This is a genomic window from Taklimakanibacter deserti (assembly GCA_003574785.1).
This window is the reverse complement of the sequence record QORU01000012.1, coordinates 249,341-262,885: the sequence shown is the minus strand read 5'-3', so window position 1 is coordinate 262,885 and position 13,545 is coordinate 249,341. Positions and strand designations below refer to the sequence as shown.

Below are 13,545 nucleotides of genomic sequence, written 5' to 3'. Positions count from 1 at the left end.
CGCGAATCAAGCAACCTTCTGCCGGACCTTCTCCTCATATTGCGTGACCTGGTCGATCCAGGTTGCGAAGCGCGCGAGATAGCCTTCGAGGAACTGGCGCGTCGCATCATCGGTGATGTCGTCATTGTCGTCGATGAGGCCGGGCGTCGTCACGAAATAGACTTCGGGCTGGCCCAAGAGCACCACGTCGAGCACGGTCATCACGCTGCGCAGATGCGCCTGCCCTGCGGCGGTGCCGACATTGCCGGGACTCGTGCCGATGATCGAGCCGGGCTTGCCGGCCCATGAATTCTGGCCCCAGGGCCTGGTGCCCCAGTCGATGGCGTTCTTGAGCACCGCCGGGATGGAGCGGTTATGCTCGGGCGTCACGAACAGGACCGCATCCGCCGCCACGATCTCTTCCTTCATGCGCACGACGCTCGAGGGAAGGTTCGCTTCCAGGTCCTGATTGAACATCGGCAGGTCGCCCAGTTCGACGAAGGTGAAGGCGAACTGCCCGCGCCCGAGCTTCGCCAGCGCTTTGGCGAGCTTTTGATTGATCGATCCGTTGCGCAGGCTTCCGACGAATACCGCGACATTCCGCATGGGCTTCCCTCATGGTATCTATTGGTGACTTGCGCTATATGAGTGACTGTCAAAACCTGCACAAGACGGCACTTTTTCGAAACCGGAGTCACTTTCGTGAAACCAAGGATCCTGAAACTCCCCGCCGAACCCCAACGCTTCAGGGAGATCTATGCCGAGGCGCGCATCAATGGCGACATGCCCTCGGACTGCCGCTCGGTGAACGAGATCCTGGCGCGCGTCGGCGACAAATGGAGCGTGCTGGTGGTGAGCCTGCTCGGCGACGGGGCGATGCGCTTCAGCGAATTGCGCCGGCTCATCGGCGGCATCTCGCAGAAGATGCTGACCACTACCTTGCGCGGGCTCGAACGCGACGGCTTCGTCACCCGCACCGTCACCCCCACCATCCCGCCCCGGGTCGATTACGAATTGACCAGCCTCGGCCGTGACCTCCTGGTCCCGGTCAGGGCGCTCGGCGATTGGGCCCGACACAACCGTTCACGCGTGGAAAAGGCCCGCGCCCGCTTCGACCAGATGGCGAAATCCTGACCCCTCTGGACGGGGCCTCACGAAATCGATATCCCTATGGCCGGCAAGCGGGCGTAGTTCAGTGGTAGAACGACAGCTTCCCAAGCTGTATGTCGAGGGTTCGATTCCCTTCGCCCGCTCCAAATTTTCACGCCGGACCGAGCAATGGCTGGTCGCCCGGCCGCTGAGCCAGATGGCTGCGGCTGCAAAGGAAAAACATGACAGACGAAATCATCGTCAGGGACAGCAATGGCAATCAGCTCAAGGATGGCGATTCTGTAACATTGATCAAGGATCTCAAGGTCAAAGGAACGTCGGAGACCATCAAGCGGGGCACGCTTGTGAAGAATATCCGGCTCACCGGAAATCCCGGTGAAATTGAGTGCAACACCAAGCAGGTCAAAGGCCTGGTGCTGAAGACCGAGTTCCTGAAGAAGGCGTAAGCCACCCACTCGACACGACCGCTCCTAACCGCGCCCCTGCGCGCTGCGGTCGAAGCCGTTGCTCGCCTTGAGAAGGTTGCGGGTGTAGCTCTTGGCCACGCGCTGATTTTCGATGGCATTCTTACATTATTGTATGGTTTAGGTCATGAAACCGCCGCGACCATGAATCAAACTCGACTCTTCACAGACCTCGTGAGGTGACGACATGAACAAAACCGTTCTGTTGGACATTTTTGTACAGGCTCGTCTGCGTGCGGCGCGCCGGGATCAACTGATTTCACACCAGCGGTCGGTCATCACGAATCTCGAGGCGCAAGGCGTCGACAGTGCCGAAGGCAAGAAACTCTTGTCTTCATTGACTGACGCCCGGGAAAAGGACCTTGTCGAGATGGATTGGGCATTGGACGAACTCGACAAGACGCAAGCGAGGGCGGTCAGGCAGTTGTAATCCCTAGAGCCTGATGACTTGAAAAGAGTCGGCCCGCCGAAACACCCCTCATGCTGAGGTGCGAGCGAAGCGAGCCTCGAAGCATGATCCAGGAACAGCGGTCTTGCCGCTTGCCACCCTTCGAGGGCCGCTTCGCGGCCACCTCAGGGTGAGGGTAGTGAGGCGGACTAAACTCATCCGGCTCTAGCCGCGGCCTTGCGCGCTGCGATCGAAGCCTTCGCTCGCCTTGAGGAGGTTGCGCGTATAGTTCCTGGCGACGCGATGGCCGGCGAGCTCGCCGGCGTTCAGATTCTCGACCGCTTCACCGTTCTGCATCACCATCAGGCGCTCGCACATATGGGTGATGATCGCGAGATCATGGCTCACCATCAGATAGGTCAGCTCGCGCCGGCGCCGGACCTCTTCCAGGAGGTTCAGCACTTCCGCCTGGACCGAGGCGTCGAGCGCTGATGTCGGCTCGTCGAGCAGCAGGATCGAAGGCTCGAGGATGAGGGCGCGCGCGATGGCGACGCGCTGGCGCTGGCCGCCCGAAAGCTGATGCGAATAGCGGAAGCGGAAGCCCGAGCCGAGGCCGACCTCGTCCAGGGCTTTCAGGATGCGGCGCTCGCCGTCGGCGATGCCATGGATGGCGAGCGGCTCCTGCAACAGCCGGTCTACGGTCTGGCGCGGATGCAGCGAACCGTAAGGATCCTGGAAGACCATCTGGACCCGCCGGTAGAAAGTCTTGTCGCGATGCCGGCCCAGCTCTTTGCCGTCGACGGCAATCGTGCCCGCGGCGACCGGCGCCAGCCCCGCGATCGCGCGCAGGATGGTCGACTTGCCGGAGCCCGATTCACCGACGAGGCCGAAGGATTCGCCCGATTGCACATCGAAGCTGACCCCCTTCAGCGCCAGGAAGCCGTGATAGATCACCTCGAGCTTCTCGATCGAAAGCGCTTTGGTCATGCCGCCCATTCCGGCTTGCGGTTGAGCACCGGCAGCGGGTGGCGGTTGGCTCCGATCTTCGGCATGCAGTCGAGAAGGCCCCGCGTATAGGGATGCTCTGCGTTGCCGAGCTCGGATGCCTTGAGCTGCTCGACGACCTTGCCGGCATACATCACGATCACCCGGTCGCAGAAGGACGAGACCAGCCGCAGATCATGCGAGATGAAGATCAGGCCCATGCCGCGCTCGGCGACGAGCTTGTCGAGAATGCTCAAAACCTCGAGCTGAACGGTGACGTCGAGCGCCGAGGTCGGCTCGTCGGCGATCATCAGCTCAGGGTCGGCGATCAGCATCATGGCGATCATGGCGCGCTGGCCCATGCCGCCCGAAACCTCATGCGGATGGAGATCGAAGACGCGCTTCGCCCCGCGGATCTGCACCGCCTCCAGCATGGCGAGCGCCCGCTCCCGGGCTTCCGCCTTGCCGACCTTCTCATGCGCGCGCAGCGTCTCGACGATCTGCCGGCCGATGGTCATGACCGGATCGAGCGAATATTTCGCATCCTGGAGGATCATGGCGATGCGCTTGCCGCGCAGCGCCCGGCGTTGGGCGGACGAGACGCTGAGCAGGTCGATGCGGTCGAAGGCGAGCTTCTTCGCGGTCACGATCGCCTGCGGCGGCGACAGGCCCATGATGGCGCGGCCGGTCTGCGACTTGCCCGAACCCGACTCGCCAACAATGCCGAGCCGTTCGCGGCCGAGCGCAAAGGAAACACCGCGAACCGCCTCGATGATTCCGGTTCGCGTCGGGAAGGTCACGCGCAGGTCATCGACCTCGAGGAGGCTCGTCATTGATCGCCGCTCCGCGGATCGAGGGCATCGCGCAAGCCGTCGCCCAGCAGGTTGAAACCGAGGCTGACGATGAGGATGGCGGCACCCGGGGCGCCGGCGACCCACCACTGATCGAGGATGAAGCGGCGGCCCGAGGCGATCATGGCGCCCCATTCCGGCAGCGGCGGCTGGGCGCCGAGACCGAGGAAGCCCAGGCCCGCGGCGGTGAGGATGATGCCAGCCATGTCGAGCGTCACCCGGATGATGAGGGATGAGATGCAGAGCGGCATGATGTGCCGGAGCACGATGCGCGCCGGCGAGGCGCCCATGAGCTGGACGGCCTTGATGTAATCCGAGTTGCGGACGGTCAGAGTCTCGGCACGCGCGATACGCGCATAGGGCGGCCAGGAGGTGATGGCGATGGCGAGCACGGCATTCTCGATGCCGGGCCCCAACGCTGCGACGAAGGCCAGCGCCAGGATCAGTTTCGGGAAAGCCAGGAAGATGTCGGTCACGCGCATCAAAATGGCGTCGATCCAGCCGCCGGCATAGCCGGCGACGGTGCCGATCAGGAGGCCGATGGGGGCGGCGATGATGGCGACGAGCACCACTACATAAAGAGTCCAGCGCGAGCCGTAGATGATGCGCGAAAAGATATCGCGGCCGAGATCGTCGGTGCCGAACCAATGCTCAGGACCCGGCGGCAGAAGCCGCGCGTTCTTGAGATCGCCGACGACCGGCGAATAGGGCGCCAGCATCGGGGCGAGGGCCGCCACGACCAGCAAGGCGATGATGATGAGGAGACCGAGCAACGCCAGGCGGTTCGCCGAAAAGCGCCGCCATGTCACATAGGCGCGGCCGAGCCTGGCCTGGAGGCGCGACTGCGGCCGCTCGCTGAGGAGCCAATCGCGCCGCGTCTGGCCGATCTCGCTCATCCCACTTTCGTCCTTGGATCGAGGAGCCGGTAGAGCAGGTCCGACAGGAGATTTATGCCGATGAAGACCGAGCCGATGATGATCGTGCCGCCGAGGACGGCGTTCATATCGGCATTCTGCAGCGAGTTGGTGATGTAGAGACCGATGCCCGGCCAGGAAAAGACCGTCTCGGTCAAAACCGAGCCTTCCAAGAGCCCGGCATAAGAGAGCGCGATGACGGTGACCATCGGCACCGCCGCGTTGCGCAAGGCATGGCCCCAGATGACCCGTGTCTCCGACAGGCCCTTGGCGCGCGCGGCGACGATATATTCCTGGGCGAGCTCGTTCAGCATGAAGGAGCGCGTCATGCGGCTGATATAAGCGAGGGAAAAATAGCCGAGCAGCGAAGCCGGGAGGATGATGTGGCGAAAGACATCGCGAAACACGTCCCACTGGCCCTGCAGCGCCGAATCGAGAAGATAGAAACCGGTGACCGGCGTGAAGCTGTATTCATAGACGACGTCGATGCGGCCGGGGAAAGCGACCCATTTGAGCTTGGCGTAAAACAGGACCAGCGCCAGAAGCGCCAGCCAGAAGATCGGCACCGAATAGCCGATGAGGCCGATGAGCCTGACGACCTGATCGACGAGGCTGCCGCGCTTGACGGCGGCCAGCACGCCGAGCGGCACGCCGAGCACGGAGCCGATCAGCGTCCCGAGCGTCGCCAGCTCGATCGTCGCCGGAAAGGCGCGACGAATGTCGGTCATCACCGGATTGGTGGTCAGGACCGAATTGCCGAAATCGCCGCTGAGCGCATTCTTCAGATAGATATAGAACTGCTGGACGAGCGGCAGGTCGAGGCCCATTTCGCGGCGCGTGCGCTCGACGACATCCGGGCGGGCACGATCACCCAGTACCGCCAGCACCGGATCGATCGGGATGACGCGGCCGATAAAGAACGTCACAGCGAGCAGACCCAGATAGGTCGTGATCGCGATGACGATGAACCGGCCGATCACCGAGGCGATGGCGACGGCACGAGCGCCGCCGCGCGACGCTTCGGTCTCAATCGCGCTCACGCCCTCTTATCCAAAGACTATTCTTTGGAAATCGTATCGACGAAATTGGTGTCGAAGCTCGGGCCGAGCTTGAAGTCCTTCAGATTGCCGCGCAGGCCCGCCACTTCCAGCTGCTGGTGAATGATCACGAAGGGGCTGGCGTCGAGGACGGCCTTCTGCAGCTCCTGATACATCTGGGCGCGCTTGTCCGGATTGCGCTCGAGCAAGGCGGCTTCCGTCTTCTTGGTCAGTTCCGGAATGTCCCAGGCATTGCGCCAGGCAAGGGTCGAGATCTTGGGCGTATCGGAATTGTCAGGATTGCTGGCGAAGGTCTGGGCATTGGAGTTCGGATCGAAATAATCCTGGCCCCACTGCCCGATATAAATGTCGTGATTGCGGGCACGGTACTTGGTCAAGGTCTGCTTGCCGTCGCCCGGGATGATTTCGAGCTTGATCCCGGCCTGCCCCAGGGTCTGCTGGATCGATTCCGCCATGCCGGTCACCGGCTGAGAGCTGCGGACGTCCATGGTGACGTTGAAGCCGTCCGGAAGACCGGCCTTGGCGAGCAGCTCCTTGGCCTTGGCGACGTCGAGCTTGAACGGATTCTCGGGAAGCTCGCCCAGAACGCCATCCGGCAGGAAGGTCTGATGGATCTCGCCGATGCCCTTGAGGATGGTGGCGCCCAGCGCATCATAGTCGACGAGATATTTGAAGGCCTGGCGCACCTCGGGCTTGGCGAGGTTCGGATTCTTCTGATTGAGACTGATGTAATAGACCGTGCCCTTGGGGGCGCTGGTGGTCTTCAGATCGGCATTCTTGGCAACGGCGTCGAGGTCGTTCGGCTCGAGATTGCGGGCCACATCGATGTCGCCGGCTTCCAGCGCCAAGCGCTGGGCAGCGCTTTCCTTCATGTGACGATAGATGACGCGGGCGAGCTTCGCCTTCTCGCCGAAATAATCGTCGTTGCGCTCCATGACGACGACTTCATTGGCCCGCCATTCGCGCAGCTTGTAGGGACCGGAGCCCGCAAAGCCGGTCTTCAGCCAGGCATTGCCGAAATCATTGTCGTACTTGTAGTCGTCGCTCGGCGTGACCGCCGCGACATGCTCCTTGACCAGCTTGCTGTCGACCACCGAACCGACCGTCGCCGACAAGCAGTTGAGGACGAAGCTCGGCGCATAGGATTTGTCGACGACGAACTGGAAGGTCGTATCGTCCACGGCCTTCGCCTTGTCCGCGACATTGTCACCACTGATGCCGAGTTGCTGGATGATGAAGGCCGGGCTCTTGTTGAGCTTGACCGCACGTTCGAAGGAATAGGCCACGTCGGCGGCGGTGATCGGGTTGCCGGAGGCGAATTTCAGTCCGGGCTTGAGCTTGAACGTATAGGTCAGGCCATCGTCCGAAACCGTCCAGCTTTCGGCGAGGTCGCCCTTGACCTTCGATGTATCATTGAGATCGATACGGACGAGAAGGTTGTAGGTGTTGGCGGTGACCTCGGCTGTCGAGAGCTCGAAGGCCTCGGCCGGGTCCATGGAAATGATATCGTCGATCGCGAAGCCCTCGACCAGCGTGTCGGCCGGGGTGACGGCCAAGACGGGCGTGGAAAGCGCCATCAAGGCAATAAGCGCCGCACCGCCGACGGTTACCCGCAAAGTGGCGGCAAGCTTTCCGATCTTCATGTCCATGTTTGCTCTCCTGGATGGTTCTCTAGCGGGAGACCGGTTCGTCCGGCCTTGTTCTTCCTGGACAAAGTCTTGCAGATTCCACCTTCAGGCGCAACGACGGTCGATTGTAGTCGGAGATCGGCACCGTTTGCGCGGGTCGGCGCCTTCTCCCTAATAAGGACATAAAGTCCACCCTATCAGAGTTCCGCTGAAGGAGGCGACCATGAGCGACGGCAAAACCCTCAATCCTTTATCGCGGCGCAGGCTTCTGGGCTTGGCCTCGCTGGCGCTGGCCCTGCCCGCGGCCCTGCCTGCCCATGCCAAGGAGCGGATCCTGCGCGGCACCGTCTCCTATCGCGAGCGTATTGCCCTGCCGCGGCATGCGATCCTGGAGGTGAGCATCGTCGACCTGGCGCCCGATACGCCCGAGAGCATTTTCGCCGTCACGCAAGTGCGCACGCGCAATCGTCTGCCCATTCCCTATCGCCTGCGCTTCGACGACACACGCATCCGCCGCGGCCACACCTATATGCTCCAGGCACGCATCCTGGTCGACGGCAAAGTGTGGTTCGCCACCAGCGCCCGCCAACAGATCCGCGGCCCCATCCAGCCGGAAGTCCTGGTCCAGCGCGTCGCACAAGGGTCCGAGGCTTCGATCCCGAAAGGCAAATGGCTGGCGGAATCGATCCGCAATGGCGGCGTCATCGACAATCTGCAGAGCACGATCGAGATCGCCGAGGACGGCAAGGTGACGGGCAAGGGCGGCTGCAACGGTTTCGGCGGCAAGGCCACCGTCACCGGCGACAAGATCAGCTTCGGACCGCTGGTCGCGACCCAGATGGCCTGTCCGCCTGCGATCATGGACCAGGAGACCAAATTCCTCGGCGCCCTCAACGACGCGCGGCGCTGGCTGATCGACGATCAGCGCGGCAAGCTCATCCTGTTCGATGCCGGCAACAAGGAAATCCTGCTGCTGGCGCGGATGTGAGGGGTGTGTCTACCTTCCGCGCCTGCGCGAAAGGATGATGACCACCAGGCCTAAAGCGGCGAGAAGCAGGCCCCAATAGATCCAGGGCGTCTGGCTGATCATGAAGCTTTCGGCGGGATAGGGGAAATAGCCGCTGCCCTGGCCGATCCATACGAGCCCCATGAGGACCATCAGGCTGCCGATGACCAACAAGACGACGCGCAATATCATGGACCGTTCTCCTAGCGCGCATCCCGGCGAAGTGGAATCACTTCGCCGAAAAGGATTCGCGCCAAATCAATATGCTGGAGCAAATCCTTATCGCCAAAGTCTTCAACTTTGGCGGGATTTGCTCTAGCAGCGGCCAAGCGTAATCATTTCAGATTCCGGTTCAAGGCCGGATCTGCTGCAGGAACGCCACCGTCGTGCGGTCCATGCGGTGCTCGGAATTGAGCGCGATCTCGAAGGTCGATTTGTGGGTGAAGCGCCCGGGCAGGATGGGGCGGATGCGGTCGTTCCCGGTCCAGATCGCGGCATAATGCACCGGCATGAAGCCGATGAACTGGCCGGACAGCACCAGATGCGCCATCGCCTCCATGTCGGTCACGGTGGCCCCGCCGGTCACGCTGTCATTGGCGAGCTCGACATGGCTCGGCAGATGGCTGCGGATGACATAGCGGCAGTCGCGCAATTCCGCCATCTCGATGCGGTTCGGCGCGCGGTCGAAGAGCGCATGGCCGCGCCCGCAATAGAGCTCGTGCAATTCCTCGAGCAGCGGCCGGTACTGGAGCCCCGGCACATGATGGTAGAAGGCGGAGATGCCGATCTGCAGCTTGCCTTCGAGCAGAGCGCGCTCGATATCGGGCGGCTCCATGACATGCAGCGCCAGATGGACATTGGGATGCTTCAGGCTGAAGCGGCGCACCAGATCGGAGAGGCGCATATCGGGATTGGTGACGGTCGAATCGACGATGCCGACATCGAGCCTGCCGGTGAGGTCTTGGCGCAACTGGCTTACCTCGCGCACGAAGGCGACATGCGACTTGAAGATGGCGGTCGCGGCCTCATAGACCTTCTGGCCTTCGCTGGTCAGGCTGAAGCCGGCACGCCCGCGCTGGCACAGGCGCAAGCCCAAACGGTCCTCGAGGGCCGCCATCTTGCTCGAGATCGAGGCGGCGGAAATGTTCATGCGCGCCTGGGCGGCGGAAAAGCCGTTGCTCTCGACGATGACGCAGAACATGCGCAAGAGATTGACGTCGATGCCGTCGAGGGTGATCTGCGGCTTGGCTTCGCGCGGCATACTTAACCTGAAGCGGAAATAAAGTTCATTTATTTAATATCGAACAAAAGTAATTCCTGATCAAGACTGTCCCTTGCCAATGAAGAACGAGCCGCGGCGAAGCTGCGGCCAACAAGGGAGAGAGACATGATCATCAGCAGAAGGTCTTTCATTGCCATTTGCGGGTCGGCTGCCGGCGTCGCCATGCTCAAGCCCGCCTGGGCGGACGCGTTCAAAGTGGCGATCGTCATGCCGGGCAACATCACCGACAAGTCGTGGAGCCAGTCCGGCTATGAAGGCATCATGCAGGCCAAGGACAAGCTCGGCCTCGATGTCGCCTATAGCGAAAAGGTGGCGCAGGCCGATCAGGCCGAAGCGATGGCCGACTATGCCAGGCGCGGCTACAAGGTGGTGATCGGCCATGGCGGCGAATTCCAGGACGCCGCCAAGCGCGTCGGTCCCAAATATCCCGACACGATCTTCGTGGTGAACAACGGCCAGCTGGGCGGCGGCAATATCGCCTCGGCCGATTTCAACTTCCGCCAGTTCGGCTATCTCATGGGCTATCTCGCCGGCAAGATGTCGAAGAGCGGCAAGGCCGGCTGGATCGGCGGGCAGAAGATCAAATTCTCGCTCGACCTCAACTCCGCCTATGAGGCGGGCTTCAAGGCGGCGGGCGGCACGGAAGTGTTCACCGCCTATACCAATGACTGGGACGATATCGCCAAGGGCAAGGAAGCCGCCCTCAACCAGATCTCGCAAGGCGCCGACGTCATCTTCCCGACCATGGACAATGCGGTGATCGGCAGCCTGCAGGCCTGCAAGGAGAAGGGCGTGTGGGGCTTCGGCCTCTATTACGACGCCGTCGCCGACTGGCCCGACACCGTGCTGCAATCCGCCATCTTCGACATCAAGGGCGCGATGCTCGACTACATCAAGCTCGCGCAGGAGGGCAAGCTCGAGGGCAAGAACTACAATTTCGACCTCAAGACGCCGGAAGCGGCCCGCATCGGCTCGTTCCACAAGGCCGTGCCGGAAGACGTCCAGAAAGAGGTCCTGGCGCTCGCCGAGAAGATGAAGTCGGGCGAGCTCACGCCCTGAGCCATTGGCCTACGCTCCCTCCGCCGCGCGCAAGCGCGGGGAGGGTGTCGCGCGGAACGCGCGACGGGTGGGGTCTCTCCACCAGGAGGTACTTAACGAATGGCTATGGAGACTGCAAAGACCTTGCTTGAGAGACCTCCCTTCAGGGGGCACCCCACCCGTCGCGCTGACGCGCGCCACCCTCCCCACGCCTGCGGCGTGGCGGAGGGAGAGTGAACGAAAGTAGCGGACAGGTCGATGGATCACATTGTCATTGATGGGATCACGAAGTCATTCGGCGCGTTCAAGGCGCTCGACGATGTTTCGATCACCATCGCCAAGGGCGCCATCCATGCGATCCTGGGTGAGAACGGCGCCGGCAAGACGACCTTGATGAACATCCTCTACGGGCTCTACCGGCCCGACGAGGGACAGATCCTGCTCGACGGCGCGACCCTCAAACTGGCGTCGCCGCGCGATGCCATCGCGCACGGCATCGGCATGATCCATCAGCATTTCATGCTGGTGAGCTCGCTCACCGTCACCGAGAATATCGTGCTCGGCCTCGATCGCGGCCTCGATACCGTCGATTTCAAGACGCATGAGAAGCGCATCCGCGAGCTCAGCAAGAGCATCGGCTTCGACATCGATCCTCAGGCTGAGATCTGGACGCTGCCCATGGGCATGCGCCAGCGCGTCGAGATCCTGAAGGCGCTCTACCGCAAGGCCGAGGTCCTCATCCTCGACGAGCCGACCAGCGTGCTGGCGCCGGGCGAGATCGGCTCCTTCCTCGACAGCCTGAAGGCGCTCCGCTCCGCCGGCCACACCATCCTGTTCATCACCCACAAGCTCGAGGAAGTGATGCAAGTGGCCGACCGGGTGACGGTGATGCGCCACGGCAAGGTCACCGACGAAATCGACGCCCGAGACACGACACCGCGGCAACTGGCGCGGCGCATGGTCGGGCGCGACGTGATCATGAATCTGAAGCGGGTGAAGAACGCCCTGGGCGACATCCTGCTCACGGCCGAGAACCTCATCGCCACCAGTGATCGGGGCGTGCGCGCCCTCGACAATCTCAGCTTCGACTTGCGCGCGGGCGAGGTGCTGGGCGTCACCGGCGTCGACGGCAACGGCCAGCGCGAGCTCGGCGAGGTCATTGCGGGCCTGCGCCCGCTCGATGGCGGCCGGATCCTGGTCGGCGGCCGCGATATCGGTCCGCTCGGCGTCAAGGCGCGCAAGAACGAAGCGGGCATCGGCTTCGTGCCCGAGGACCGGCAGACGACCGGCCTCGTCCTCGATTACCCGGTCGCGACCAATCTCATTTTGCGCGACTATGACCGCCCGCCCGCCTCGCGCCATGGCATTCTCGATTTCGCCTATATGGCGAGAAATGCCGCCCTGCTCGTCAAGCACTATGACGTGCGCCTGCGCTCGCCGCAGCAGCCGGCGCGCTTCCTCTCCGGCGGCAATCAGCAGAAGGTCATCCTGGCGCGCGAGATCGAAGCGAAGCCCCGCCTCCTCATCATCATGCAGGCCTGCAAGGGGCTCGATATCGGGGCCATCGAATTCGTGCAAAACACCATCTTCGACCTGAAGAAATCGGGCGTCGGCGTCCTCTATGTGTCGACCGAGCTTGAGCATGTCATGGATATCGCCGACCGCATCGCCGTCATGTATCGCGGCCGCATCACCGGCATCCTCACGCCCGATGAAGCGAGCCCTGAGCGGTTCGGCGAGCTGATGGCGGGTGTCGGAAGCGAGGTCGTGTGATGGCGCGCGCCATGCAGCTCCTCTATGCGACGAAGACCGTCTGGGCGGTGATCCTGGCGCTCCTCGTCGGCTCGATCCTGATGCTGATGGCGGGCGCCAACCCGATCGCCGCCTATCGCTCGCTCTTCGGCGAAGCTTTCTTCGACTATTACGGCTTTGGCGCCACGCTGGTGAAATTCTCGCCCATCCTGCTGGCCGGCCTCGCCGTCGCCGTGCCGCTGAAAGCCGGCCTGTTCAATGTCGGCGCCGAGGGCCAGATCTATATGGGGGCGCTGTTCTGCGCCATCGCCGCACTCTACCTCCCGGAAATGTACTGGCCGCTGCACCTCCTGATCTGCGCCCTGGCGGGTGCCTTGGGCGGCGCCTTCTGGGCGGCGATCGCGGGCTACCTCAAGGCCTATCGCGGCATCAATGAAGTCATCGTGACGCTGCTCCTCAATTATGTCGGCATCAATATCGTGAGCTATGCGGCAGGCGGTCCGATGATGGAGGAAGGAGCACCCTATCCCTATTCGGCGGAGATCCCGGCGAGCCTGTTCCTGCCCCATATCATGAGCCCGACCGATGCCCATATCGGCGCCATCATCGGCGTGCTGCTTGCCATCGTCCTGGCGCTCGCTCTCAAATACACGACCTTCGGCTTCGCGGTGACGACCGTCGGCAGCAACCCGCAGGCGGCGCGCTATGCCGGCATCTGGGTGCAGAGGCAAATGGTCGCCACCATGGCTTTGGGCGGCGCGCTCGCCGGCCTCGCCGGCGCCTTCGAGATCCTCGGCGTCAAATACCGCCTCTTCCACATGTTCAGCCCGGGATACGGCTTCGACGGCATCGTCGTCGCCTTCATGGCCGCCGCCAATCCGATCCTGGTGCCGGTCGCGGCTTTGTTCTTCTCCGGCCTGCGGTCTGGCGCCCAGTTCATGCAGCGCGCCTCGGGCGTCGACAGCACCGTGGTCGACGCCATCCAGGGCCTCGTCGTCATCTTTGTCGCCGCGAGCCTCGCGATCAAATTCAGCGACTCGCGCTGGGCAGGATCCTGGCGCAGCGCCGGGCGATGGAAGCGGCCATAGCAC

15 protein-coding genes and 1 tRNA gene are annotated in these 13,545 nt (G+C 62.7%); 8 read left to right on the top strand and 8 right to left on the bottom strand.

Annotated features, from left to right (window positions below; all coding sequences use genetic code 11):
* Positions 1–6: 6 nt before the first annotated feature.
* Positions 7–585 carry an NADPH-dependent FMN reductase gene (locus DS839_RS25070; RefSeq protein ID WP_119273210.1) on the bottom strand — a complete coding sequence of 193 codons (579 nt, stop codon included), beginning with the start codon at positions 583–585 and terminating at the stop codon, positions 7–9.
* Positions 586–762: 177 nt separating this feature from the next.
* Here DS839_RS25070 and DS839_RS25065 point away from each other — a divergent pair, with 177 nt between their 5' ends.
* The 4 genes from DS839_RS25065 to DS839_RS25050 all read left to right on the top strand — a co-directional run bounded on the left by DS839_RS25065 (position 763) and on the right by DS839_RS25050 (position 1,983).
* Complete coding sequence (locus DS839_RS25065; protein ID WP_119273276.1) at positions 763–1,113, top strand: winged helix-turn-helix transcriptional regulator; 351 nt, start codon at positions 763–765, stop codon at positions 1,111–1,113.
* A 47-nt stretch (positions 1,114–1,160) separates the two neighbouring features.
* Positions 1,161–1,235, top strand: a tRNA-Gly gene (locus tag DS839_RS25060).
* A gap of 75 nt (positions 1,236–1,310) precedes the next feature.
* Positions 1,311–1,535 (top strand): alkylphosphonate utilization protein, encoded by a 225-nt coding sequence (locus DS839_RS25055; protein ID WP_119273209.1) that lies wholly within the window; start codon positions 1,311–1,313, stop codon positions 1,533–1,535.
* A 205-nt stretch (positions 1,536–1,740) separates the two neighbouring features.
* Positions 1,741–1,983, top strand: a complete 243-nt coding sequence (locus tag DS839_RS25050; RefSeq protein WP_119273208.1) for a hypothetical protein — start codon at positions 1,741–1,743, stop codon at positions 1,981–1,983.
* 183 nt (positions 1,984–2,166) lie between these two features.
* Here the strand turns inward: DS839_RS25050 and DS839_RS25045 are convergent, their stop codons facing one another.
* The 5 genes from DS839_RS25045 to DS839_RS25025 are packed head-to-tail and all read right to left on the bottom strand — an operon-like array spanning position 2,167 to position 7,391.
* On the bottom strand, positions 2,167–2,928 hold the full coding sequence (locus DS839_RS25045) for an ABC transporter ATP-binding protein (RefSeq protein WP_119273275.1): 762 nt from the start codon (positions 2,926–2,928) through the stop codon (positions 2,167–2,169).
* Entirely contained in the window at positions 2,925–3,758 is an 834-nt protein-coding gene (locus tag DS839_RS25040) for an ABC transporter ATP-binding protein (RefSeq protein ID WP_119273207.1), read from the bottom strand. Before DS839_RS25040 ends, DS839_RS25045 begins: the two co-directional genes overlap by 4 nt.
* Positions 3,755–4,672 (bottom strand): nickel transporter permease, encoded by a 918-nt coding sequence (gene nikC / locus DS839_RS25035; protein ID WP_119273206.1) that lies wholly within the window; start codon positions 4,670–4,672, stop codon positions 3,755–3,757. The genes DS839_RS25040 and nikC overlap by 4 nt, the downstream gene beginning before the upstream one ends.
* On the bottom strand, positions 4,669–5,730 hold the full coding sequence (locus DS839_RS25030) for an ABC transporter permease (RefSeq protein WP_119273205.1): 1,062 nt from the start codon (positions 5,728–5,730) through the stop codon (positions 4,669–4,671). The genes nikC and DS839_RS25030 overlap by 4 nt, the downstream gene beginning before the upstream one ends.
* A 17-nt stretch (positions 5,731–5,747) precedes the next feature.
* Positions 5,748–7,391: an ABC transporter substrate-binding protein gene (locus DS839_RS25025; protein WP_119273274.1), complete on the bottom strand. Its 1,644-nt coding sequence runs from the start codon at positions 7,389–7,391 to the stop codon at positions 5,748–5,750.
* Positions 7,392–7,599: 208 nt separating this feature from the next.
* On the opposite strand from DS839_RS25025, the gene DS839_RS25020 reads away from it, so the two are divergent.
* Positions 7,600–8,364 carry an META domain-containing protein gene (locus DS839_RS25020; protein ID WP_119273204.1) on the top strand — a complete coding sequence of 255 codons (765 nt, stop codon included), beginning with the start codon at positions 7,600–7,602 and terminating at the stop codon, positions 8,362–8,364.
* A gap of 9 nt (positions 8,365–8,373) precedes the next feature.
* On the opposite strand, the gene DS839_RS25015 is transcribed toward DS839_RS25020, so the two are convergent.
* Together DS839_RS25015 and DS839_RS25010 are read right to left on the bottom strand one after the other, a co-directional pair.
* A complete protein-coding gene (locus tag DS839_RS25015) occupies positions 8,374–8,574 on the bottom strand; it encodes a hypothetical protein (protein ID WP_438816546.1) in 201 nt (66 codons plus the stop codon).
* 160 nt (positions 8,575–8,734) lie between these two features.
* Positions 8,735–9,643 (bottom strand): LysR family transcriptional regulator, encoded by a 909-nt coding sequence (locus tag DS839_RS25010; RefSeq protein WP_119273203.1) that lies wholly within the window; start codon positions 9,641–9,643, stop codon positions 8,735–8,737.
* Between the two features lie 126 nt (positions 9,644–9,769).
* Here DS839_RS25010 and DS839_RS25005 point away from each other — a divergent pair, with 126 nt between their 5' ends.
* The 3 genes from DS839_RS25005 (at position 9,770) to DS839_RS24995 (ending at position 13,542) form a co-directional block, all read left to right on the top strand.
* Entirely contained in the window at positions 9,770–10,723 is a 954-nt protein-coding gene (locus DS839_RS25005; RefSeq protein ID WP_162918782.1) for a BMP family protein, read from the top strand.
* A gap of 237 nt (positions 10,724–10,960) precedes the next feature.
* Entirely contained in the window at positions 10,961–12,475 is a 1,515-nt protein-coding gene (locus tag DS839_RS25000; protein ID WP_119273202.1) for an ABC transporter ATP-binding protein, read from the top strand.
* Positions 12,475–13,542: an ABC transporter permease gene (locus DS839_RS24995; RefSeq protein WP_119273201.1), complete on the top strand. Its 1,068-nt coding sequence runs from the start codon at positions 12,475–12,477 to the stop codon at positions 13,540–13,542. Before DS839_RS25000 ends, DS839_RS24995 begins: the two co-directional genes overlap by 1 nt.
* The last annotated feature ends 3 nt before the right edge of the window (positions 13,543–13,545 follow it).

Bases quoted from the DNA above. Each gene is read 5' to 3' on its own strand.
- DS839_RS25020 (WP_119273204.1), top strand. From the start codon at position 7,600: ATGAGCGACGGCAAAACCCTCAATCCTTTATCGCGGCGCAGGCTTCTG.
- DS839_RS25010 (WP_119273203.1), bottom strand. From the start codon at position 9,643: ATGCCGCGCGAAGCCAAGCCGCAGATCACCCTCGACGGCATCGACGTC.
- nikC (WP_119273206.1), bottom strand. From the start codon at position 4,672: ATGAGCGAGATCGGCCAGACGCGGCGCGATTGGCTCCTCAGCGAGCGG.
- DS839_RS25005 (WP_162918782.1), top strand. From the start codon at position 9,770: ATGATCATCAGCAGAAGGTCTTTCATTGCCATTTGCGGGTCGGCTGCC.
- DS839_RS25045 (WP_119273275.1), bottom strand. From the start codon at position 2,928: ATGACCAAAGCGCTTTCGATCGAGAAGCTCGAGGTGATCTATCACGGC.
- DS839_RS25000 (WP_119273202.1), top strand. From the start codon at position 10,961: ATGGATCACATTGTCATTGATGGGATCACGAAGTCATTCGGCGCGTTC.
- DS839_RS25055 (WP_119273209.1), top strand. From the start codon at position 1,311: ATGACAGACGAAATCATCGTCAGGGACAGCAATGGCAATCAGCTCAAG.
- DS839_RS25015 (WP_438816546.1), bottom strand. From the start codon at position 8,574: ATGATATTGCGCGTCGTCTTGTTGGTCATCGGCAGCCTGATGGTCCTC.
- DS839_RS24995 (WP_119273201.1), top strand. From the start codon at position 12,475: ATGGCGCGCGCCATGCAGCTCCTCTATGCGACGAAGACCGTCTGGGCG.
- DS839_RS25025 (WP_119273274.1), bottom strand. From the start codon at position 7,391: ATGAAGATCGGAAAGCTTGCCGCCACTTTGCGGGTAACCGTCGGCGGT.
- DS839_RS25040 (WP_119273207.1), bottom strand. From the start codon at position 3,758: ATGACGAGCCTCCTCGAGGTCGATGACCTGCGCGTGACCTTCCCGACG.
- DS839_RS25070 (WP_119273210.1), bottom strand. From the start codon at position 585: ATGCGGAATGTCGCGGTATTCGTCGGAAGCCTGCGCAACGGATCGATC.
- DS839_RS25065 (WP_119273276.1), top strand. From the start codon at position 763: ATGCCCTCGGACTGCCGCTCGGTGAACGAGATCCTGGCGCGCGTCGGC.
- DS839_RS25050 (WP_119273208.1), top strand. From the start codon at position 1,741: ATGAACAAAACCGTTCTGTTGGACATTTTTGTACAGGCTCGTCTGCGT.